The sequence below is a fragment of the Micromonospora sp. U56 genome (assembly GCF_018070095.1).
GTDB classification, from domain to species: Bacteria; Actinomycetota; Actinomycetes; order Mycobacteriales; family Micromonosporaceae; genus Micromonospora; species Micromonospora purpureochromogenes.
On the sequence record NZ_JAGPYL010000056.1, the window covers coordinates 1 to 22460 of the forward strand.

General features: G+C 71.1%; 19 protein-coding genes and 2 pseudogenes. 9 read left to right on the forward strand and 12 right to left on the reverse strand.

The window, feature by feature from the left end; all coding sequences use genetic code 11:
* The 4 genes and pseudogenes from KBX37_RS19120 to KBX37_RS19135 all read left to right on the forward strand — a co-directional run.
* Window positions 1–559: pseudogene (locus KBX37_RS19120) on the forward strand (acetyltransferase); the annotation flags it as partial.
* A 391-nt stretch (window positions 560–950) separates the two neighbouring features.
* Window positions 951–1367, forward strand: coding sequence for a hypothetical protein (locus KBX37_RS19125; protein WP_210777307.1), 417 nt, complete (start codon window positions 951–953; stop codon window positions 1365–1367).
* A complete protein-coding gene (locus KBX37_RS19130; RefSeq protein WP_374103797.1) occupies window positions 1364–2560 on the forward strand; it encodes a D-alanyl-D-alanine carboxypeptidase family protein in 1197 nt (398 codons plus the stop codon). The genes KBX37_RS19125 and KBX37_RS19130 overlap by 4 nt, the downstream gene beginning before the upstream one ends.
* A 358-nt stretch (window positions 2561–2918) precedes the next feature.
* Window positions 2919–3464, forward strand: a complete 546-nt coding sequence (locus KBX37_RS19135) for a DUF4396 domain-containing protein (RefSeq protein ID WP_210777308.1) — start codon at window positions 2919–2921, stop codon at window positions 3462–3464.
* Window positions 3465–4225: 761 nt separating this feature from the next.
* Here the strand turns inward: KBX37_RS19135 and KBX37_RS19140 are convergent.
* Entirely contained in the window at window positions 4226–4795 is a 570-nt protein-coding gene (locus KBX37_RS19140) for a TetR/AcrR family transcriptional regulator (RefSeq protein ID WP_210777309.1), read from the reverse strand.
* Between the two features lie 344 nt (window positions 4796–5139).
* On the opposite strand from KBX37_RS19140, the gene KBX37_RS19145 reads away from it, so the two are divergent.
* Window positions 5140–5697 carry a DUF2269 domain-containing protein gene (locus KBX37_RS19145; protein ID WP_210777310.1) on the forward strand — a complete coding sequence of 186 codons (558 nt, stop codon included), beginning with the start codon at window positions 5140–5142 and terminating at the stop codon, window positions 5695–5697.
* Between the two features lie 284 nt (window positions 5698–5981).
* Here the strand turns inward: KBX37_RS19145 and KBX37_RS19150 are convergent, their stop codons facing one another.
* From KBX37_RS19150 to KBX37_RS19160, 3 genes are read right to left on the reverse strand one after another with little or no spacing between them, the layout of a single operon-like run.
* Window positions 5982–6362 (reverse strand): C39 family peptidase, encoded by a 381-nt coding sequence (locus KBX37_RS19150; RefSeq protein WP_210777311.1) that lies wholly within the window; start codon window positions 6360–6362, stop codon window positions 5982–5984.
* A gap of 7 nt (window positions 6363–6369) precedes the next feature.
* A complete protein-coding gene (locus KBX37_RS19155; protein WP_374103798.1) occupies window positions 6370–7686 on the reverse strand; it encodes an MFS transporter in 1317 nt (438 codons plus the stop codon).
* On the reverse strand, window positions 7683–8885 hold the full coding sequence (locus tag KBX37_RS19160; RefSeq protein ID WP_307849125.1) for a PLP-dependent cysteine synthase family protein: 1203 nt from the start codon (window positions 8883–8885) through the stop codon (window positions 7683–7685). Before KBX37_RS19160 ends, KBX37_RS19155 begins: the two co-directional genes overlap by 4 nt.
* A gap of 1175 nt (window positions 8886–10060) precedes the next feature.
* On the opposite strand from KBX37_RS19160, the gene KBX37_RS19165 reads away from it, so the two are divergent.
* Window positions 10061–10279, forward strand: coding sequence for an SHOCT domain-containing protein (locus KBX37_RS19165; protein WP_247658460.1), 219 nt, complete (start codon window positions 10061–10063; stop codon window positions 10277–10279).
* Window positions 10280–10323: 44 nt separating this feature from the next.
* Here the strand turns inward: KBX37_RS19165 and KBX37_RS19170 are convergent, their stop codons facing one another.
* Window positions 10324–11448: an ATP-binding protein gene (locus tag KBX37_RS19170; RefSeq protein ID WP_210777313.1), complete on the reverse strand. Its 1125-nt coding sequence runs from the start codon at window positions 11446–11448 to the stop codon at window positions 10324–10326.
* A complete protein-coding gene (locus KBX37_RS19175) occupies window positions 11445–12143 on the reverse strand; it encodes a response regulator transcription factor (protein WP_210777314.1) in 699 nt (232 codons plus the stop codon). The genes KBX37_RS19170 and KBX37_RS19175 overlap by 4 nt, the downstream gene beginning before the upstream one ends.
* A 166-nt stretch (window positions 12144–12309) precedes the next feature.
* Between KBX37_RS19175 and KBX37_RS19180 the strand changes: the two genes are divergently transcribed.
* Window positions 12310–13860 carry a multicopper oxidase family protein gene (locus tag KBX37_RS19180; protein WP_210777315.1) on the forward strand — a complete coding sequence of 517 codons (1551 nt, stop codon included), beginning with the start codon at window positions 12310–12312 and terminating at the stop codon, window positions 13858–13860.
* A gap of 97 nt (window positions 13861–13957) precedes the next feature.
* On the opposite strand, the gene KBX37_RS19185 is transcribed toward KBX37_RS19180, so the two are convergent.
* Entirely contained in the window at window positions 13958–16018 is a 2061-nt protein-coding gene (locus KBX37_RS19185) for a heavy metal translocating P-type ATPase (protein ID WP_210777316.1), read from the reverse strand.
* A 244-nt stretch (window positions 16019–16262) separates the two neighbouring features.
* On the opposite strand from KBX37_RS19185, the pseudogene KBX37_RS19190 reads away from it, so the two are divergent.
* Window positions 16263–16359, forward strand: a pseudogene (locus KBX37_RS19190) (transposase); the annotation flags it as partial.
* A 40-nt stretch (window positions 16360–16399) separates the two neighbouring features.
* On the opposite strand, the gene KBX37_RS19195 reads toward KBX37_RS19190, so the two are convergent.
* From KBX37_RS19195 to KBX37_RS19215, 5 genes are read right to left on the reverse strand one after another with little or no spacing between them, the layout of a single operon-like run.
* Complete coding sequence (locus KBX37_RS19195) at window positions 16400–17155, reverse strand: YwiC-like family protein (RefSeq protein WP_210777317.1); 756 nt, start codon at window positions 17153–17155, stop codon at window positions 16400–16402.
* Window positions 17156–17159: 4 nt separating this feature from the next.
* The gene (locus tag KBX37_RS19200; protein WP_210777318.1) at window positions 17160–18500 is read right to left on the reverse strand and encodes a multicopper oxidase domain-containing protein; all 1341 of its coding nucleotides are present in this window, start codon (window positions 18498–18500) and stop codon (window positions 17160–17162) included.
* Window positions 18501–18503: 3 nt separating this feature from the next.
* Entirely contained in the window at window positions 18504–19757 is a 1254-nt protein-coding gene (locus KBX37_RS19205; protein ID WP_247658461.1) for a hypothetical protein, read from the reverse strand.
* Window positions 19757–20884, reverse strand: coding sequence for a hypothetical protein (locus tag KBX37_RS19210; protein ID WP_210777319.1), 1128 nt, complete (start codon window positions 20882–20884; stop codon window positions 19757–19759). Before KBX37_RS19210 ends, KBX37_RS19205 begins: the two co-directional genes overlap by 1 nt.
* A complete protein-coding gene (locus KBX37_RS19215) occupies window positions 20881–21642 on the reverse strand; it encodes a helix-turn-helix domain-containing protein (RefSeq protein ID WP_210777320.1) in 762 nt (253 codons plus the stop codon). The genes KBX37_RS19210 and KBX37_RS19215 overlap by 4 nt, the downstream gene beginning before the upstream one ends.
* Between KBX37_RS19215 and KBX37_RS19220 the strand changes: the two genes are divergently transcribed.
* Window positions 21641–22441 carry a DUF2249 domain-containing protein gene (locus KBX37_RS19220; RefSeq protein WP_210777321.1) on the forward strand — a complete coding sequence of 267 codons (801 nt, stop codon included), beginning with the start codon at window positions 21641–21643 and terminating at the stop codon, window positions 22439–22441. The genes KBX37_RS19215 and KBX37_RS19220 overlap by 2 nt on opposite strands.
* Window positions 22442–22460: the final 19 nt, after the last annotated feature.

The window sequence follows — 22460 nt, forward strand, 5'->3', positions numbered from 1 at the left end:
CGCGGCGCCGATGGCGGCGGCCCGGCTCGCCGGGCTGGTCGAGTCGGGAGAGGGGATGCGGTTCACCTGGACGGGCGCGCCGCTGCCGGCGTTGTCGGGACGGTACACGTTCCGCCCGGCCGCCGACACGGCCGAGATCAACGCCCTGGTCGCCCGCATCGCCGAGCCCGACGTGCTCACCGGCGTGGAGGTCGCGAAGGCGGTCGGCGGCGTGGACCTGGCCACCGACCCGCTGGCCTGGCTGAACAGCCCGGCCGAGGCCTGGCTCATCGCGCTGGATGCCGTAGGCGTGCCGGTCGGACTGGTCGGCACGGCCGGGGACGCCTGCTACCCGCTCGTCGCCTACCTCGGCCTGCTCGACGAGGCGGTCCGGGGCGAGCTGCTGGCCGAGGCGGTCCGCGTGCTGGCAGACGGTGGCGCCCGGGAGGTCGTCGCCGACGCGGACGCTCACCGGGTGGCGGTGGTGGCGGAGCTGGAACGCACCGGATTCCGGCAGGTACGGTCCCGCGTCGTCTTCGCGCCGGCAGACCGGCGCACGGTCCGCACGCCGGCTGCGTGATCGGCAGCCCTGCGAGGCAGGGTCCGCGTTGTCGCACGCGGGCCCTGCCGTCCGGGCGCATTGAAGCGTCACGCTACCCAGCTGTTTACCGCGTCCAAGCCGGCCTGCGCTGCATCGGCGAACGCGCCAACGCCCAGCTCAAATGCTGGCGGGTACTCGCCAACAACTTCCGCGGCCGACCCGGCCAGCTCACCACGGTCGTCAAGGCCGTGCAGGCCCTGCAGTACCTGATCCGAGCGCAGGAGCGGGCTCGGCCACACTGGCGGCACTGACCGCATGTGAGTCGAGCAGGGCTACGTCGCGCAGTTCCCGTCCGGCGACGCCATCAGCAACCCCCACACGCTCCGCCGGCGATGCGGGCTGCGCTACGCCGAAAGGTGGCAGTCTGCTCGTGGTCGGCTTCCGCGGTGAGCAGTCGAACAGCAACGACTGGATCATCAAGGCGGTCCGAGACGGTCTCGGCGGGGTGATCCTGTTCGATCAGGACCTGGAGACGAAGTCGGTGCGCAACATCCGCTCACCTCACCAGGTCACCGGAGGGCGTGACCCGCATGTCATCCAGGCCAAGATCTGCCCAGCGCGTCGCATGCTTGTCGTTCTGGTCGAACCGGCCGATAACCACCGCCGCATGACTCGATGCCACGTGCATGAAGTCACCCCGACACCGGGAACAGGACGCGCGATCGTTGACGGTTTGCCCAAAGGAGTCCTCCCAGGAGTGCCTGCTACCAAAGCTCCGTTTACCGCGCGGCTGCTTTCCCCAACCCGGCCGAGTTCGACTCGTCGGGGATTACGGTGCTCAACGTGACTACCTTTCGCGTTGTTGGCGTCACACTCGGCATCGTCCTGCTTGCGCCTGCTGTAGTTGTGTCACCGATGCCGGCGAGCGCTGCGCCGGCCGTACCGTGCCCGAAGGCGCAGCCGCCGATAACCCCACCGGCCACACCGTCGCCACCAGCGGTCGACCTCGCCCATCGGAAGGTGGGCGGGGATGCGCTGGCGACGTCAGGGTTGGCGATCCCCGAGGGTGCGCCGATGGCGCCGGCCGTGACCGCCACAGCCTGGGTGGTGGCGGACCTCAACAGTGGTGAGGTGCTCGGAGGGTGCGCCCCGCACGATCGGCGCACGCCGGCCAGCGTGCAGAAGCTGCTGTTGGCCGCAGCGCTGATGCCGCGCCTTGACTCGGAGCAGGTCGTCGAGGTGAAGCGGGAGGATCTGGCCGACCTCGACCCGGCCAGCTCGTTGATGGGGGTGGTCGAGGGGGGCCGGTACTCGATCGAGGACCTGTGGCTGGGGCTCCTCATGAAGTCGGGGAACGACGCGGCCAACGTGCTGGCCCGCGTCGGCGGCGGCGAAAGAGGCAGGCAGGGGGGCGTCAACGCGATGAACGATGAAGCGCGCCGCCTGCAGGCGAACCAGTCCCATGCCGCGACGCCGTCGGGCCTGGACGGCCCCGGCCAGTACACCAGCGCATACGATCTCGCGCTCATCACGCGGGCCACGTTCGCCCGCGAAGACTTTCGGCGATACATGGCGACCAGGGTGGCGCAGGTACCAGCGCAGCAGGGACAGCCCGCCATCGAGCTCGTCAACGACAACACCTTGCTGGACCGCTATCCGGGCATGCTGGGTGGGAAGACGGGCTTCACCTCACTCGCTCGGCAGACATATGTCGGCGTGGCCGAACAGAACGGCCGGCGGCTTGCGGTGACCCTGCTCGGCGCGGAGACCGCCCCGCTGGGCAGCCTGGGTGAGGCGATAGCCCTGCTCGACTGGGGCTTCGCTCTCGATCCCGCCGCATCTGTCGGCACCCTGGTCACAGCCGAAGAGGGCAAGAAGCGCGCACGGTGGTGGATGTTGACCGGCCTTGGCTTCAGCGCCGTCCTCGCACTGGCCCTGGTCGTCGCGCGTCCCTGGCGGCGCACAGGTGCACGCGGACAACGCCGCCGGAATGGACAGCCTGCCCCGCATGCGTCCCCGGACGACGGTTCGCTGCCCTAAGGGTCGCAAGAGCTCACGGCGAGGCGTAGACGGCCCCGTCCTCCGGCCAAGCGCGCTTGACGACCTCGACGCAGGCGTGGTGGCGGTCCCGCTCGGCGGCACGGGCCGGGTCCCCACAGCCACAGTCATCGAGGGTGCGGTGGCCGATATCGAGGAGCCGGCAGTGCAGACGGACGGGCTGGATCGCCGTTTCCGCAGTGACGTCTGTTCTGTCGCAGAGGTAGGAGTCCCCGCCACGGGGCGCGCCGGACGCATGCCCGGCTGCTTTGCGGAAAAGCACGACGCGTTTCGACGCCGCCGTCTCGGCAGTAGCCGCGGCGAACGGACGCACCGAGGTGGCGTCGGCTAGGAGAAGAGCATGGACCGGCACGCCGACAAGGACACCGACCGGCACGTCTATCAGGCGAAGGCCCAGCACCCGGTGCACGGCCACAACGTGGACCCGGACACCACCCAGGGCCGGCGCGAACTTAACCGGCTCGCCGTTACGGCGACGAGACACTGCCTAACCGGCTGCGCCATCGGGGAGGTCCTCGGCCTGGTCATCGGCATCGCGATGGGCTGGCCCCACGGGTCCAGTATCGCGCTCGCAGTCGCGTTGGCGTTCGTGTTCGGTTACAGCCTGACCATCATTCCGGTGCTGCGCTCCGGCCTGGCGTTGGGTGCCGCCATCGGGGTCGCGTTCGCCGCCGACACCGTCTCGATCACCGTGATGGAGATCGTCGACAACCTCATCATGCTATCCATCCCAGGCGCGATAGACGCCGGCCTGGACACGTGGCTGTTCTGGCTGTCGCTGGCCCTGGCTCTGGCGGTGGCGTTCGTCGCAACCGTGCCGGTAAACCAGGCGCTGATCCGCCGCGGCAAGGGCCACGCCGTGGTGCACCGGCACCACCACCACTAGCGAAAGGGCCCGGTTCGGCCCGTTGCAGAACGCTCGGTGCCCCACACGCCGACGCACGCTAGGTGCCGGTACGCCCGACAGGCGGCGAGGTTGCGCAGGGGTTGGTCATGTGGGCTGCCAGCGGTGTGGGCCCAGCAGCAGCTGTAGGGCTGCGGCTGCCTGTTGGGGGACGACACCGTTGCCGAGCACGCGGAGTGCGGCGGTGCGGGGCAGGTCGAGGTCGGTGACCCAGCCTCCGTCGAGGCCCATGAGCCATTGCACGGATGTGGTGCGAGGACGGGTTTGCCGTGGCAGCCGGTCTGGGTCGGTTCGGGGACGGGCTGGGCGAGCAGGAGTTCCCATCGGGCGATCGCGGCGGCGTAGGGCCCCGGCGGGTGTCGTCGCGGCGTTCGAGTTCGGTGGGCAGGCGGCGATGGTGGTGCGCAGGTCCGGGCCGCCGTCGCCGTAGGCGCCGGGGCCGTACCCCCCTCGGACGCGCGTGGTGTGGGCAGCGTCCGTTGGCGGGGCGCTTGGCCGACTCCTCGTAGACGTGGCTCCGCTGGAGGTGCAGGCGGTCGCGGTCGCCACTGCGGCGGAGCCGAGTCCGGCCAGCAGCAGCCGGCGGGGCAGATGCACGCTGTCCAACCCCGGCACGCTACGACTCTCCGCTGCCCGCCGCGGCCATACCGCAGGACGTCATCCATCCGATGCCGGATCCGGCGACCTTGCTCCACCTCAGAGTTCGGGCTCTCCGCACGGTGCCTGGGACGGCATCAGAGTGGTCAGCCCGGAGGGCGCATCCCGGTCAGGGTGACCGTCACGAGTCGATGGACCGCCGCCTTGGACGGCAGGCTGCTGGCTGCGGTCAGGGCGTGGAGGCAGTAGCTGGCGAGTTCGTCGGGGCCGACGTCATCGCGGATGTCGCCTGCCGCGGCGGCGTCGGCGAGCAGGTCGCGGATGAAGGCGTGTAGGTGCTGCCGGGCTCGGGCGACGTGCTCCCCTCGGTGCAGGAGCGCCGCGAGTTCGGTGTCGTGATGCCCGTGTGAGATGAGCGCGAAAGCCTCCAGCACCGCTTTGAGCCGATCACCCGCGTCATCGGCGTGGTCCCGGACCTTGGCGAGATGTGCGAGGTGGTTGGTGATGTGACGTTCATGCCACGCGACCAGAATCGCGTCGACGTCAGGGAAGTACTTGTACAAGGTCGCACGACCGATGCCGGTCTTCTCGGCGATCTGCGACATCGTCACCGAGGTCAGCCCGTGCTCTGCCACCAGCGCCGCGGTCGCGTCCAGGGTCGCGTCGCGCACCGCGCGGCGATGCGCCTCGATCGTGTCGTTCCACAGCCTAGGCACCCATAGAGCATACGTGACGCCGCCTAGTTAACGAGCTGACCAGCCTAGAGACATGGTGTATCGTAAAAGGCCGTCACCTTGAGCGCCGCACAAGATTGGGACACCGCCATGCCTCACCCGGAGAGCAGCGACGCCAATTCCCGCGATGTACGACCCAGTGGCGATCCCCGCACCAGCACGCCCCGCTGGGTGAAGGTGTTTTGGATCATCGGCGTCGCGGTGGCCGTCCTTGTTGTCGCCCTGCTCCTCACCGGCGGCCACGGTCCTGGACGCCACATGCACTCATCTTCCGCCGGCCTCATCGGGTCCAGCCCCATCGACGGCCGCGCCTCCAGTGAGGGCCGATGACGCCCCGCCTGCGCAAGCTGACGCTTATCGCGCACATCACCTCCTCTGTCGGCTGGCTCGGCGCGGTCATCGTCGTCCTCGCGCTCGCCATCACCGCGACCACCAGCCAGGACGTCGACATCGTGCGTGCCGCGCATCTCGCGACGCAGGTCATTGGCTGGACCGTCCTCATCCCGCTGGCGTTCGCCTCACTGCTCACCGGACTCGTGCAGTCCCTTGGCACCGCCTGGGGATTGTTCCGACACCACTGGGTCCTGCTGAAACTCGCGATGACCGTCCTCGCCACGGTCGTCCTGCTGCTCTACACCGGGACGCTCGACTACCTGGCGGGCATCGCGGCGCAGGACACCCTGTCGCCTACAGATCTGGTGATGCTGCGGACGCCGTCCGTCGTGCTGCACTCGGGCGCCGCCCTGGTCCTGTTGCTCACCGCCGCAGCGCTGTCGGTCCTCAAACCACAAGGCATGACCCGCTACGGGCGGCGGCGTCAGCAATATGAGATGACTGGGTCACGTCCCTCCAAGAAGATCCACTCGGCGTCGCCACGACAGTGAAGAGGTGACTCGGCAGGCAGCGGGGCCCCTGTCCTCGGCTAGTGGCTCTGCCGCGGGCGGACCCCTCGCCCGAGCGGCCCTCGGGTGACGCTCATGGCTGAGACGGACAGCCGCGGCAGGGCGGGTCGTTGCAACAGCAGCGACACGTACATACGTCTCCGCAGCCGGACACACCACAGGCGATGCCTTATCGCTGGCACGGATCTGGTGCGGGCAGCGGCGGCGGCAACCTGCCCGGCCGGCCGTGGCGCCCGTGGATGGTTTCCGACGGCGCTGCGGCGGGCCTACCAGCGGTGAAAGGTGCTGGCTTCAGTGGGGAGATGCCACCTCGGGCACCGGCTCTCTGTGCGGAGCCGGTGCCCGAGAGCCGGAGCGGGATCAGGCGGAGTAGCCCGGGTCGCCATCCAGTTCGCCAGGTCGACAGTGGTCATCCAGCAAGCCGCGGTCGTGGGTTCGCCGAGTCGGCGATCCGCACGGCTCCGGCGGTTGTCCTTGTAGCCGACGACGGCGATGTAGTGGCCGCCCGGGAAGGAGTGCCAGCCGCCATCGGTGTCGACACCAGTGCCGACGGTGTTCGCCAGGACGGCGCGGCCGTCCGTCACCGCGTTCACGATGTCGGCCTGGATCTGATCGATCTGCGCCGAGGTGGGGGCGCCAGGGATCATGCGTTTGTCATCGTGGCCCGGCTCCCTGGGTAACAGTGGCGGTTGGCAGTGGGGTTAGCGGTACGGACCCCGCCCCGAGTTGACGCGAGCGGGCCAGCCGGGCCACCGCGGTGGCGCAGACCGCGCCTGTCGCGGCCAACGCTACCCACGGCAGAGCGGGTAGGTCCCATTGCTGGGCCAGCCCCCAGATTGCTCCGGTGGCGAGGTTGCCAACGGTCATGCCGATGCCGGCGAAGGTGTTGTAGAGCCCGTAATGGGTGGCCACGAGCCGCTCGCGGGCCAGCACCACGATGGTGTCCATCTCGAACGGGTAGGCCATCACGGTGCCCAGGGTCAGCAGCACGGTGGCAGCTAGAGCGGGAAGGAAAGCCACCGCCGCCCCGATGGAGCTCTTAGGGCTCTGAATCCAGCCGCTCGCTGCCAACGGCAGGAACGCCATCGCCATCAGCGCCAGGCCGATGGCTACCGCTCGCCCGGAGTCCCAGCGCTGACGGGCCCATCCAGTGACCCGGACCTGCCCGACGACCGCTACCACAGCGGACAGTGCGAACAAGGCGCTGCTTCCAACCTCTCCGTGCCCTCCCAGCACCGCAGCGGCCTGCAGCGGCAGCGCGAGATAGATCTGCGATGACAGCACATAGGAGCCGACCATGGCGAGGGAGAACATGAGGAACGGCCGGTTGCCGATCACCTCCCGCCAATCGGCCCGGACCCCGCTGAGGCCAGCTTGCGAACCAACCTGCGCGCCGGCGGATCGCGCCGGTAGCGCGCGCACCTGCACTACGGTGAGCACCAGGAAGATCGTCGCCGCGGTCAGGCAGACAACCCGGAAGTTCAGACTGATCAATGCAAGCCCGACGGCGGGGCCGATCAGAATCCCCGCCTGGTAGAAGACGTTGAACACAGCGAATGCCTCCACGCGGCGCTCACCGGCCTGCGCCGCGACGTACGCCCGCACGGCCGGGTTGAACAACGCGCCAGCAAGTCCGGTGGCCACCGACGCCACCAGCAGCACAGGGAGGTCGGAGGCGACCCCCAGCAGCGCGAAGCCGACTGTCCGCAACCCGCAGCCCAGCATGATCATGGGCTTGTAGCCGAGCCGGTCGGCCAGCATCCCCCCCACCAGGAACATGCCCTGCTGGCTTAGCGTGCGTACGCCCAAAACAAGGCCCACGGTCCAAGCGGCCATGTCCAGCCCTGAGGAGAGATGATTCGCCAAATACGGCATCAGCATGTAGAAGCCGAGGTTGATGCCGAACTGATTCACCATCAGCAGCTGCAGGCACCGGTCGAACGACCTCATCTGCCTCCACGTGCCCTTCACTGGAGTTTCTCCGGGTCGCGAGTGGTTCCAGAATCGGTGCTCGTCCGGCCCGTATCGGATTGTGAGGGCCGCGTCATTGCAGGGTCAGCAGGTGGAAGCGGGGCCGGGTCGACGATCGTCGTACAGCGGGTCCAGCGGGTCACCTCCCGTTCCCGTGGGTGCCCGAGGTGATCGGGTTGCAGAGCGGGCGGCCGGTCGAGCAGCTGATGCCGGCGGCAGTAGTCGTCATGGAAGATGGTGTCGACATAGCGGGCGGCGCCGTCGGGGAAGATGGCTGCCACCCGGGTGTCGCGGGACTGGGTGCGGGCCGCCCATGAGGCCACGACGGCTACCGCGCCCACGCTCCACCCGCCGGTGAGGTAGCGGGCGGCGGCCAGCCGCCGACACCCCCACACCGCCTCGGCCGGAGCCACCCAGTGGACTTCGGAAAATGCCTGGTAGTCGACGTTACGGGGGTAGATGCTGCTACCCAGTCCACGCATGAGCCGCGGCCGGTCCGGTTGACCGAAGATTGTTGACCCGACGGTGTCGACACCGATGAGCCGCAGGTCCGGATAAATGGTCCGCAGGACACGCGACACGCCTGCGCTGTGCCCGCCGGTGCCGACGCTGCAAACCAGCACATCCACCCGGTCGAGCTGGGCGGTCAGTTCCCATGCCAGCCCTTCGTAAGCCCTGACGTTGTCAGGGTTGTGGTACTGGTCCGGGCACCACGCACCCGGATGCTCCGCCAGTAACTGCGCGACGCGGTCCCGGCGCGCCTGCTGCCACCCGCCGTGAGGATGGGGCTGGTCGACGATGTCGACCTCAGCGCCGTAGGCGGTCAGGAGCCGCCGCACGTGCGGCTCCATTCCCACGTCCGTGACCAGGGTCACCGGGTGGCCGTAGAGCATCCCAGCCAGGGCCAGCCCGAGCCCAAGCGTGCCGGAGGTGGATTCGACAACCCGGGCGCCCGGCTCGAGTTCTCCCCGCCTGCGCGCCCGGTAAAGCAGATGGAGTCCCGGCCGGTCCTTGATTCCGCCCGGGTTATGGCCTTCCAGCTTTGCCCAGAAGCCGGCCTCGCTGCATCCGGTCAGATCCGGTATCCACAGCACCGGGGTGTTGCCCACCAGGTGCTCGGGAGTCGGCGCGGTCGCTGCCGCGCCGGGGACAGGGTGATGTGCCACGCCGCGTTGGGCGTGGTGAAGGTACTTCGCCACAGCATGCCTCTCATCGTCTACGCGTTCACGGACACCACGGGAGTGCGCACGAGCCGGTCGAGGCCCGGCGCTGTCCGGGGCGCCTATATGCGCAGAACCGACAAGCCGACTGCGGCCGAGGGCGGCGGGCCGCCGAGGCACGTCGAGCCGGGCGACGGCTCGCGGCTGGACGAATCAGGGCTACCGTCGGCCCACCTGCTGGCCGACCGGCACTGTTGGGGGGTGACCGACTCGTGCCAGGACCGGGAGCACAGGAGGGCTGCGCTGAGGGCCGGGCCTGGGCACTTCGCCCGACGAGGGCTGACCGAGAAAGAGGATCTGTCGTACCCGCTGCCAGCGGAGAGGCTCGGATTTTCCACCGAGGAGGCGTGGTGAGGTGTAGGCAGCCTGGACTGGGCCGAGGCGGAGGACGGACAGACCTTCGACGGCATTCCCGACCCGACTAGGGCCAGCGCCGCCAGGAGGGCGGCAAGGAGGGACCGCTGCACCTGTGACGACGGGCGGCGCGGCAGCATTGACCCTCCCACGAACAGCGTTCAGAAGTGGCAGAAACCGGTCATCCAATCTCGGTCAGACTAGCCTCTGAGCAGGGAAAACTACACACCGAGATCGATTCACTACGGCAGGGGGCTCCGCTTCCGCAACGGCCGGACGATTCTGGGGAGCACGCCACAGGGCTTTCAGCGGTCGACCGACGGTGGCCGGACCTGGCAGCCGTCGCCTGGGCCCATCACCCTGCTGCTGGACTGGGCGGACCGAGAGTGCCTGCACCCCATCGGCGTCGATGGTCGAATCCTGCGCTCCACCGACCGGAAACTCACCTGGTCGCCCACTGCGGGCCAGGCACCCGACGCTCACGTCGCCTTCCAGGCTCCGATACCCCCGTACTCGGATGGGGTAGGGACCTTCGGTCCGTGGTCCGACCCTGCGACCGTCGAACCGATTGGTGGCGCGGGCGCATCGTGAAGCTGCAGGGAATGCACAGCGGCCACGGCGGCCACGACAGTCACGACGGCCACGGCCAACACCAGGAGCAGGAAGTCGCCGCGTCGCACACCGGGACGGATCCGCGGCCGAGGTGACCGCGGCCGCGGATGGGGTAGGCGACCTGTCCCGGCGAGGTAGCTGCGAAGGCGTCGAGGCGCGAGCGCCCGCTGTACGAGAAAGGAATCCCCATGCACGGCAACGGTTGGGTCTGGCCAATGGGCGCCATGATGATCGGCTGGCTCCTGCTGGTCCTGCTCGTGATCGCCGCGATCTGGATTGCCGCCAGCTACAACCGCCGGCCGGCGCCGCCGGGGCAGGACTCCGCACGCCGGATCTTGGCCGAACGCTACGCACGCGGCGAACTGGACGCCGAGGAGTACCACCGGCGTCTGGACACGCTGCGTTGACGGATGGCGCCGCCCCACCGCGAAATCGGGGCGGCGCCGTCACGCTATTCCACGGGGCGGTGCGTACCGGCTCGTGGGAGTGTGATCGTGAATGTGGCGCCGGCGCCCGGGCCTGCGCTAGCGGCGTCGATGCGCCCGCCATGCTGCATGACGATCGCCCCGGCCACGGCCAGACCGATGCCGGAGCCGCCGTGGTCGCGGTCGCGGGCGGTGTCGGAGCGGTAGAAGCGTTCGAACACGTACGGCAGGTGAGCTGAGCTGATGCCCTCACCGGTGTCGCTGACGGACAGGCACACGCCCGCCGGATGCCTGCCGGCGGTAACGGTCACCTGCCCACCCGGCGGGGTGTGGCGCAGCGCGTTGTCCAGCAGGTTCCCCAGCACCTGGCCCATCCGCTCCGGGTCGGCGTCGACGTCACCGACGTCCGCTTCAACCGTCTCACGCAGTGCCACGCCCTTGGCCGTGTAGCGGGGCCGAGCTGCCCCGACGGCCGCGCTGGCCACCTCGGCTGCGGCTATCGGACGCGGACGCAGGTCAGGTTGGTGCTCCTCTGCGCGGGACACCGCAGCGACATCTTCGGCGAGGCGGCGGAGCCGGGTCGTCTGGGTCCGCAGGACGTTCCAGGTGCTCTCGCCCTCCACGGCGATACCGTCCTCGGCCGCGTCCACGTACGCCTCGATGGTCGCCAACGGTGTGCGCAACTCGTGCCCGAGGTCCGCGAGGAGACGCCGACGGGTGGTCTCCGCCTCTGCCAGCCGGACAGCCATGGTGTTGAAGGCGGTGGCCACGGTGTCGAACTCCGGTCCGAGGCCGGCGACGGTGACCCGGGCGGTGTAATCGCCCTGGCTGACGTCGGCGGCAGCGGCGGCGAGTTGTTCCACCGGCTGCGCGAGCCGGCGGGCGACATAGGCGCTGACGGCGAGGGCGGCGATCAGCGAGGCGGCCAACGCCGTCCCGAGCGCGAGCACGCTCGCCGAGGTGTACGCCTCCTCGACGTGATGTGCGGTGGCCGGTTCGACGGGCCCGGACACCTGCCGCAGGTGATCGCGGAAGATCGCCGGCCCGAGCGCGGCGGCGACAAGCCCGAGGGTGCCCGCGCCGACGAGCACGACGAGCGCCTGCGCGGCGAAGAGCCGGGCCGGCAGACCGCGCGGGACTTGGGGCTTCATCCCTGCCCCATCCGATAGCCGACGCCGCGGATCGTGCGGATGAAGCGCGGTGCTGCCGGGTCGTCGCCAAGCTTGCGGCGCAGGTGCCCCACATGAACGTCGACTAGGTGCTCGTCACCGACCCAGTCGGCATCCCACACGGCGTTGATGAGTTGCCGGCGGGTGAAGGCCGCGGCGGGCCGGGCGGACAGGGCCGCCAGCAGGTCGAACTCTGTCCGGGTGAGATCGACTCTCTCGCCGCCGACCCACACCTCGCGACCGGTCACGTCGATCCGCAACGCGCCGAGGGTGCGCGGCGGCTGCTGCGCCGGGCCGGCTTCGCGTTGACCGACGCGCGGGCGGCGCAGCATCGCCCGTACCCGGGCCACCAGCTCCCGCGGGCTGAACGGTTTCGTCAGGTAGTCATCGGCCCCGACGCCGAGTCCCACCAGCTTGTCCGTCTCCTCGCTGCGCGCGGTGAGCATGATCACATAGCAGTCAGTGAAGGTACGGATCTGCCGGCACACCTCGACGCCGTCCAGTCCCGGCAACGCGAGGTCGAGCACCACCACGTCGGGGGCGTCCCGGCGGACCGCCGTCACCGCTGAGCGGCCGTCGAAGACGCAGCCCACCTCGTGGCCGTCCCGCTCCAGGTAACGCGCGACCACCTTGGCCAGGCTCCGCTCGTCGTCGACCACCAGAACACGTCCACCCACCCGACCAATCCTGCCCCTTCTTGGCCCAGGTCGCCCACGCGACCCGGGGCCGGCGCCCGCCGGGTCGGATCATGAAGATTCCCTGAAGAAGCGGGTGAGGCGTGGCAGCTCGCGGCGGTCGAGAGGGACAGTGCGGACAGACCATCACCGCACTCAAGGAGCAGCAATGGGCCCCACCCTGAATCGACGTCAGCTGCTGGTCGGGATCGCTGGCACGGCCGGTCTCGTGGGCACCGCGGGGGTGGCCGCCTGGGGCGGTGGAGTGTTCGACGGCACCCGGCTGGTCGGTCCGACGAGCGACGTGGTGGCCCGTACGGAGGCCGCTCGGCGTCGTGCCGGAGGCGGCACCGTTACCGCGACGCTCAACCCGCGCCCAGTCACCCTTGATCTTGGGGGTCAGTCGGTGCAGACCTGGGGTTACGCGGAGAGCGCCCCGGGTTCGCTGATCCGGGCGCGGGCGGGTGACCTGCTGCGCGTCGAGGTGGTCAACAGCTTGCCGGCGATGACCAGCGTGCACTGGCACGGTGTCGCGCTGCGCAACGACATGGACGGCGTGCCGGGCGTCACGCAGGACCCCGTCGCGGCGGGCAGGCGGCACACCTACGAGTTCACCGCGCCGGATCCGGGCACCTACTTCTACCACCCGCACTCCGGGGTTCAGCTCGACCGCGCGTTGTACGGCGTGCTCGTCGTCGAGGATCCACGCGAGTCCGGCCGGTACGACGCGGAGTGGATCGTGGTGCTCGACGACTGGATCGACGGGACCGGCCGCACACCGGACGACGTGCTCTCCTCGCTGCAGGCCATGGGCGGTCACGGTGACATGGGCGGGATGAGCGGGATGAACCACGGCGACATGGGCAGCACGCCGATGCCAGGCATGTCCGGCATGGCGATGGACGGCATGGAGACCATGACCTCCCCGCTGCTCGGCGGCGCCGGCGACGTCACCTACCCCCACTATCTGATCAACGGACGGGTGCCCGGCGCCCCGGTCACCCTGACCGGGCGGCCACGCCAGCGCGTGCGGATCCGCCTGGTCAACGCCGCCTCCGACACCGCATTCCGGGTGGCCCTCGGCGGGCACCGGCTCACCGTCACCCACACCGACGGTTTCCCGGTCACACCGACCACCTCGGACGCCCTGGTGCTCGGGATGGGCGAGCGGGCAGACGTCACGGTGGAACTGGGTGACGGAGTGTTCCCCCTGGTAGCGGCCGCGGAGGGCAAAGGCGGGCAGGGCATGGCCCTGGTCCGCACCGGCGTCGGGGGCGTTCCGAACGCCACTGTCCGCCCGGCCGAGCTGGATCGGCGCGTGCTGATGACCGCCGCGCTGAAAGCGGCGGACGACGTGGCGCTGGACAACCGCAAACCCGACCGGGTGCACCGTCTGGTGCTGGGCGGCTCGATGATGCCCTACCGCTGGACCATCAACGGCGCCACCTTCGACAAGCTGGATCCGCTGCTGGTCAAACAGGGCGAGCGGGTGCGGCTGGAGCTCGTCAACGAGACAACGATGTTCCATCCCATGCATGTGCACGGGCACACCTTCGCCGTCGTGGGAGGTGGCGTCCGCAAGGACACCGTCATCGTCACCCCGAAGCAGACCGTCTCGGTCGACTTCGATGCCGACAACCCGGGCCAGTGGATGACGCACTGCCACAACATCTATCACGCCGAAACCGGCATGATGATCAACTTGGCCTACCAGGCCTGACGGACGTTCAGGGAGCGCTCAGCCGCTGCCCCGCCATGGGGTCGTTCACCGACAGGAGCGCCAGCGTGGCGACCGACGGGAGCCGCAGCACGTGGTCTCAGTGGACTTCCGGCGTGAGGTGCACCCAGCGCAGAGTCTGGGCGTTGAGGGCGACGACGATGGTCGAGGCGGACATGAGCACGGCGGCGGCGGCCGGGCTCAGCGCCACACCGGCCCAGGCGAGGACGCCGGCGGCGACGGGGATGGCGATGACGTTGTAGCCGGCCGCCCAGATGAGGTTCTGGATCATCTTCCGGTAGGACGCCTTGGACAACCGGGCGGTGGCGGAGATGCCGCGCGGGTCGGAGGAGGCGAGGACGACCCCGGCGGATTCGATCGCCACATCGGTGCCGGCGCCGATGGCCAGTCCGACGTCCGCGCGGGCGAGGGCGGGGGCGTCGTTGACGCCGTCACCGACCATCGCCACCCGGTGGCCGCGCTGCTGCAGGCCGGCGACGATCTCGTCCTTGTCGGCGGGTAGCACCTCGGCGAAGACCTCGTCCACCCCGGGACGGAACCCGAGATCGGCCGCGACGGCGTCCGCGACCGGGCGGGCGTCACCGGTGATCATCGCGATCTTCCGGATCCCGAGCTGACGCAGCTCCGCGATGGCCTGCCGCGCCTCCGGGCGCACCTCGTCCTCGAGCGCCAGCGCACCGACCAGCCGGGGCTGGCCGTCGAGGCGGGCCAGATAGAGCACAGCGGCGCCCCGCGCCGACCACGCCTCCTCGGCCCGGCGCAGTTTCTCAGGGACGTCGGCATGCAGCTCCCGCAGCAACGCCGGCCCGCCCACCGCGTACGCCGCCCCCGCCACGGTGGCCTGCACCCCGCGGCCGGGCAGCGACCGGAAGTCCGAGCCGGTCGCCGGCCCGACCCGCTGGGCGGCCGCGACGATGGCCCGCGCGAGGGGGTGCTCGCTGTCGGCCTCCACCCCGGCGGCCAGCCGCAGCACCTCGTCCTCCTCGGTACCGTCGGCGGCGGCGACCCCGGTGACGGTGTGCTGTCCTTTCGTCAGGGTGCCGGTCTTGTCGATCAGCACCGCGTCGACGGTGCGCATGCGCTCCAGCGCGAGCCGGTCCTTGACCAGGATCCCGGCGCTGGCCGCCACGCTGGTGGACAGGGCGATGACCAGGGGGATCGCCAGGCCGAGGGCGTGCGGGCAGGAGATCACCAGCACGGTGATGGTGCGTACGACGGCCTGGTCGATCTGGCCGAACGTGGACCAGACGACAAGGGTGACCAGCGCGGTGGCGGTGGCGATGTAGAACAGCCACGCGGCGAACCGGTCGGCCAGCACCTGCGCCCGCCCGCCAGCTGCCTGCGCCTCGGTGACCAGCCGCTGGATGCCGGCCAGGGCGGTGTCCTCCCCCACCGCGTCTACCTGGACCCGGATCGCCGAGTCGGTGGCCACCGTGCCGGCGACAACCCGGTCCCCCACCCCGCGTGGGACCGGCTTCGACTCGCCAGTGATCATCGACTCGTCCAGCTCGGCGCCGCCCTCGACGACGTGCCCGTCGGCGGGCACCCGCCCGCCCGGGCGAACCAGCACCATGTCGTCCACCCGTAGATCGGCCACCGCAACCCGCTGGACGGCGCCGTCCGAACCGATCCGCTCAGCCTCGTCGGGCAACAGAGCGGCCAGCGCGGCCAGCGCGCCACGGGCCTGGCCGATGGCCGTCATCTCCTGCCAGTGGCCGAGCAGCATGATCGTTACCAGAGCGGCGAGTTCCCACCAGAAGTCCAAGCGGAACAGGCCGATGGTCGTGGCTGCGGACGCGACGTACGCCACGGTGATGGCCATCCCGATCAGCAGCATCATGCCGGGCGCCCTGTCGCGGACCTCTCGTACGGCGCCGACGAGGAAGGGCCAGCCGCCGTAGAAGAACACCACCGACCCGAGCACCGGGCCGACCCACGAGACACCGGGGAAGTCCAGCGAGTAGCCCAGCCAGTCCATGACCAGATGGCTGGTGAGCACGACGGGGATGGTCAGCGCCAGACACACCCAGAACCGTCGGCGGAACATCTCGGGGCTGTGGCCGGCGTGCTTGTCGTGCTGCGGGTGCGTCCCCGCGCCGCCACCGCCCGCGTGGCCCGGCTGCCCCTCGCCGTGGTGCACCTGCCTCGCCTCCCGAACCTGCCCGCGTCCGCCACGGCGCCACACTCATCGCCCGGGGCATCGGCGGCTGGGCCCTGGCCCTCCGGCCACCGCCTCAGGTCTCCACCATCGCCCCTGCGGCTGCCCGCCGGTGCCACCTCGGCGATTCCGCCGCTGGCTGACCCGGCCACGGATAGGGTCACGCTGGAAGCTCTGCGGCTCCGGCCCGGCGGGCCTCCTCACCCGAAGGCTGGTGGAGGCGGGCGAGTTCATCCCGTTCGTGGACTACGACGTGGACATCCGCAAGGTGATCTGCTCGACCAACGCGATCGAGTCTCTCAACGCCCGCTACCGGTCAAGGCCCGCGGCCACCGCAGGGCGGGGCCGGAACGATGCCGGTCGCTACAGGGCTATCAGCACCACGACGAGGACGAGCAGGGAGCAGACGATCTCGATCGCGCCGACCTGCGCCGGGCGGAGCCGACGCGCCGGAAGCACCCCTGCCCGGATCAGGAGGAGCAGGAAGACCGGCACGAGCAGCGCATCGAGCCAGGCCGCCACGGCGAGGGCGGCCAGGTGAAAGCCGACCGAGAGGCGGTTGTAGCGCGCGTTCCCCCGCTCTCGGATCATCGTCTTGACGTAGAAGACGGTGCCGACCAGGTAGAGCAGCAGTGTCACGAACGCGGGCACGACACGGGCGGGGGACATTTCGGCAATGGCGGCCACGATGAAGAGCAGCAGGCAACTCTGTGCCACGGAGGCGAGGTCGTTGAGCAGGGCTCGCTCGCGCCGGCTCCAGGCGTACCCGACGTTGACCGCGAGCAGCGCGGCGTAGATCGGGGCGTACCAGAGCACGGCAGGTCGGGCGAGGACCACCGTTGCCGCGAGGGGCGCCGTGCCGAGTCCGTACGCCAGCAGCTGGTCGGCGAAGCGGCGCGGCCGGCGGGTCTTGATGGCCTGGAAGGCGTAGTAGGACAGCAGGTAGCCGGCCAGCCAGGCGCCCAGGAGGGGCAGGTGTGGCCAGCGCGGTCCGACCAGTGCGACCCCGACGACGTACGGCAACAGCAGCATCGCCCAGGCGCCGTGCTGCGGTGGCATGAAGCGGCGGATGCGGCGACGGCGGTTGACCGGCCGAGCGGTGGTGACGGCGGTTGCCATGGATTCACCTCACCTCGAAGACGCCACGGGCGCCGCGTTCGGCGTCGACCATGGCGTGACTGACGAACGGGTAGTGACCGGGCTCGGGGAAGACCATCTCGACGAAGCCGCCGGCGGCCGGAGTCAGCGGGAGCACCTGGGCTCCGCCAGGGTCGGTTGGTCGGCTCTCCCAACGCCCCTCCCGGTAGACGGTGTCGAACTGGGTGCCGACGACATGGAAGGAGCTGTCCCGGTTGGGGCCGGCGTCGAGCAGCCAGACGCGGACGCGCTCGCCGGTCCGGGCAGTTAGCGGCCGGTGGGCGTACTGGGCGGCGTAGCCGTTGAAGACGACGGCGTCAGGTCGCTCCGCCTGCATCTTCGCCAGGTCGCCGGGCTCGTCGTCGCGGCCGAGGTACAGCTCGGACTGGACGAGGACGTACTCCCGGTCGGCCGTGGGCAGGTCGGGCGGGTCGATGATGACGGCGCCGTACATGCCGTTGCCGATGTGGTGCAGCATCGGCATGGTCGAGCAGTGGTACATCCAGATGCCGGCGCGGGTGGCGGTGAACCGGTAGGTGAGCCGCTGCCCGGGGTCGAGTGGACGCATCACCTCGTCCGGGGCTACCGCGCCGGCGTGGAAGTCGATCCCGTGGTCCAGGGTGCCGTCGTTGACCAGGGTGATCTCGAAGGTGTCGCCGATCTTTCCGCGCAGCACCGGCCCGGGCACGGTGCCGTCGAACGTCCAGACCTGTTGACGCACTCCCGGGGCGACCTCCCGCTGCACCTCCTTGACGCGCAGCTCACGGCGGTGCACCCGGCCGGTCGGCGTGGGTGGCGCGACGGCGTCGCGGGCGGCGAAGGCCGGGGCGGGTGTCGCCATCGGGTCGAGGGGCGTTTCGCTGTGGTGGGGCGCTGCCGCCTGCGCCTGCGGCGTCGGTGCGCCCGTCGGCACGATCTCCAGAGTCATGCCGGCCTGGCGATGTCCGGGCAGGGAGCACCAGCCCTGGATCGCCGCTCCGACGACCCCCGCGTCCAGGCGGGCCGATCCGCCCTGGGCCACCTTTGGGCTCCGCGCGCCGGTCTCCAGGACGAGGTCGTGCCGCCGGTGGTCCCGGTTGGTCAGCTCGATGACCAACCGGTCCCCGGCTGGCACCTCGATCCGGTCGGGGTGGAACCGCATCCCGTCCGCGACCACCTGGACGGTGGTGGTGTGCCCGGTCGCGGCGACCGCGCCCGCGGCCGTGGTAGTCGGCTCACCACCGGTGACGCGCTGCGCGGCCACGCCGACGAGGACGGCGACGAGGACGAGGGCGAGACCGACGGCGACCCCGCCCATCGGACGGGCCGGGGTGGGGGGCGCGGACATGGCTTACCTCCGGGCGGTGAGCAGGACCCGGGCGGCCGGCACGAGGAACTGCACCAGCGCGGCGAGGATCAACAGTGCGGTGGTGATGCGGACGAACGGCGGAGTGGGCAGCACGTACACGGCCAGGGCGGCGTTCGTCATGGCGACGCGCTGCGGCCCGTACCGCTCCAGCAGCTCGCTGCGCCGGCGGGCCGGGCCCGGTCCGCCGCCGAGGACCACCGGCAGCAGGTGGGTCAGGGCTCCGACCAAAACCTGTGCGACGAATCCGACGAGCAGCGGGACCAGGACGGCGCCGAAGTGGTCGACGGCCCGTCCCGGGTCGGTGGCGGGCAGCAGGGTGGCGGCGTCGACCGCGAGGGCGACGAGGAGCCAACCGGCCGCCGCGGCGAGTGACCAGCCCGCGAAGGCGTACGGTGGGCGGGCCCGGGCGGTGGTCAGCGCCGGGCGCAGCGCCACCAGTACGGCCAGGGCGAACAGCCCCAGTCCCGCCGCGGCGACGACCCGCCACCAGGCCAGCAGACCAGCACCGAGCAGCACCAGCCCGGTCACGGCGAGCGGCAGCGCCCGGCTGGCGGCCCGGACGGCACCTTCGGCCATGCGGGTGCGCAGCACGGTGGGCCAGAGCGTGAGCAGCGTGCCGAGCACGGTGAGGGTCACCCAGCCGAGCAGGTTGACGTGGGCGTGGAACAGCAGCAGCCGGGCATGGTGGCGGTCGTCGGCGACGAGCATCCAGGCGCCCACGGGTACGCCGGCGAGCAGAGCCACGGCCGCCGCCAGGTAGTAGTGCACGGTGATGGTGAAGCGGGCCGGCAGGGCGCACCGCAACCGCCGGGCGAGCCCGGCCAGGTGGGCGGTCACCGCGGCGAAGACCAGCGCCGCACCGGCCACACCGACCCAGGGCCGGTCGGCCGATCCGCCGACGAGGACGGCCAGCACACCGACGTTGAGCACGGCGAGCCGGACGGCCTCGCTCCGGCGGCGGGTCGGGGTGGGGGCGCGCAGCACCGCGACGGCGAAGTGGGTGCTCCACACGACGACGGCGTTGCTGACCGCGCCGAGCAGCAGCAGGTGGATGGCCAGCCACCGCCAGGCGGGCAGGAACGGGTGGGCGAAGCCGAGTACGACGAGCGCGGCGAAGTAGGCCAGCGGCAGCAGGCCGACCCGGCGGTGCCAGGCGCCCCGGCCGGTGGCCGACGGCGGGTGAGCGTCCTGCTCCCCGGCGGGGCCCGGAGCACCGGTGGACATTGGCGAGGTCATCACCGCACCGCCGGAGCGATCGGGGTGCCGACTGCGGGCCGCCGGGCGGACGGGCCCGCAGTCAGCACGGTGGCCACCGCACCGCCGAGGAAGCCCAGTACCGCGAGGATGTTGCCGACGCCGGCCCAGCGCCACACCGTCGGCACGGCCAGCGCGTCGCCGATCAGCACGCGGGCGGCGAGGGTGGCGTGGAGCAGCATGAGCGGGGCGTACATCCAGGGTCGGTACGGCAGCGGGCGGCGGAGCACCGCGGGCAGGATCACCGGGGCGTGCGCGAAGATCATCGACATGGTGAACCCCAGAAACACCGAGTGGAGCGTCGCGTCGTAGCGGGGACCGGCGGTGACCGGGCCGGCCCCGGCCCAGAGCAGGCCGGCCAGCGCCAGCCAGGCGTACCCGCTGAGCAGCCCGACCGCGACGTAACGGGGCAGGCCGGCGCCGCGGACCGTGCGGCGGGCCACGTCGTAGATCGCCAGCCAGGCCACCGTGGCCAGCAGGCCGAGCCCGAAGAGGTACGCCCCGCCGCGTGGCCAGAGCGCCGCTGCGGTGGCACCGGCGGTCAACGCCGCAAGGGCGGCGAGGAACCAGCGAACGCCGTGCGCGGGCAGGGCCAGGTGGGCCAGTTCGAGCCGTTCTCCGGCGATGGTGGCCACCACGAACGTGGCCAGCCACGGGACGATCTCCGGCACGTTGAACCCGGCGAGCCAGAGCAGCGTGGCGGCGTACCAGGCGAGCGCACCGAGGCCCTGAGCCAGCAGGGCCGGACCGGGTTGGCGGCGCCACAACTGCCGGTAGATGAGCAACAGCAGCACCGAGGCGAGCATGATCAGCAGTCGGCCGGCCAGGTTCGGGCCGGTGAGGACGAGGGCCATCGCCCCGGCGCCGGAGCAGGCCGGTGCCAGCAGAGCCCATCGCGCGCGCAAGGCCACCGCGCGCTCCAGCGCCACCAGGGTGCCGACGAAGCCGAGCACCAGCACCGGCCCGTGCACCTGCTCCAGCGGCCGTTGCGGTGCGGGCACCGGGAGGCCGAGCAGGAGCAGGGCGGAGTACAGGCCGGCCAGCAGCGAGAACCCGCCGGAAGCCAGCACCGGCAGTCGCCAGCGCAGCGGAACAGATCGGGCGTTCATGCCGGCGAGGTGAGGGTGTCCGGTCGGAAGGACAGGCGCACGACACAGGCGGTGGGCGCGCCGAAGGGCTCCAGCACGGCGCCGGACGGCGGGGCGCCGGCCTGCTCGAGCGCACCGCGTACGACGCCGACGTGCAGTCCGCAGATGGCGTCCGGGTTGCGGCCGACCAGTTCGAGGAACGGGCAGGTGAACAGGTGGATCTCGGTTGTTCCGTTGCCGGTCTGCTTCAGGCTGGGGCTGAAGCCCAGACCCCGCAGCACCGCCAGCAGGGTGTCGATCGGGTCCTCGCCGGGGGGCGTCGCCGCGGCGAGGTGCCGCCCCCAGTCGTGGCCAGCGCGGGTGGCGTCGGCCCGGACGTCACCCCGGCCTCGCCGCGCGAGGTGGTCGAGCAGGGCCGCGGCGAGCGCCCGGTAGGGCGCCGGTGCCGGGGCCTGCTCGGTGGCGACCCGGTAGCGCCACGCCGGTCGCCCCGGCTGCCCGCCACTGGCCCGCGCCTTGACCAGCAGGCCGGCGTCGACGAGCCGGTCCAGGTGGCTCCGCGCCGTGGACGGGTGCAGACCGGTCCGCTCGCCCACCTCGGCAATGGTCATGCCACCGCCCGCCTCCCGCACCATCTCCAGGATCGAGGCCCGGCTCGCGGTGCCCAGCGCGCGGTGCCGGGTGGGGTCAATCACTTCCCCGGTCGGCCCTGTTCTCGAGGTTTCCACGATGGATAACGTTACAACGTCAAACGTCGTGAAAACTCCGGGAGGATTCATGTCACACTCGCGCTCCGCCGCCGACCGCAGCGCCGCCGACGCCGTCGTCCGCCACCACGCCCAGCTCGCCGCCGCCTTGAACCGGCGTACCGACCAGGTGCGCGACGCGGCTGAGCAGGGCGACGCGGCAGGCGTCCTGCGAGCCCGCGACGAGCTGGTCGGCTGGCTGCACGAGGAGCTGTTGCCGCACGCGTACGCCGAGGAGACGGCGCTGTACCCGGCCGCCGGTAACCGTCGTGAGGGTGAGCTGCTGGTCCGCGGGATGCTCGACGAACACCAGATGATCACGCGGCTCGTCGGGGAGCTCACCGCCGCCACCCGCCCCGTGGACGTCGCCGCCGCGGCCCGCGCCCTCGCCGTCCTCTTCGCGGCGCACCTCGGCAAGGAGAACACTCTGATCGTTCCGCTGCTGGTCGACGCCGCCGATGTCTCGCTGGCGACGCTGGTGGACGGACTGCACGATCTGCTCGGCTCCTCGGACTCGACGGCGGGTGGCTGCGGCGGGACCTGCGGGTGCGGCGGTGACCGGGGGCCGGCGGACGCCCCGGCGCCGACGCTGAGCATCGACCCGCGGCTCGACGTCCGGCAGTTGCCCCACGGCCAGCGCCACGCGATGGTGTTGGCGGCCCTGGACGCGCTGCCGGCCGGTGGAGCGCTGGTGCTGGTCGCACCGCATGCACCCCGGCCGTTGCTGGCCGAGATCGAGGCCCGCTACGAGGGCGGCATGCTCGCCGAGTGGCTCCAGGACGGCCCGGACGCGTGGCAGATCCGGCTGTCCCGCCAGCCGGTCACCGTCTGACCCAGTCTGCCGCCGCCGG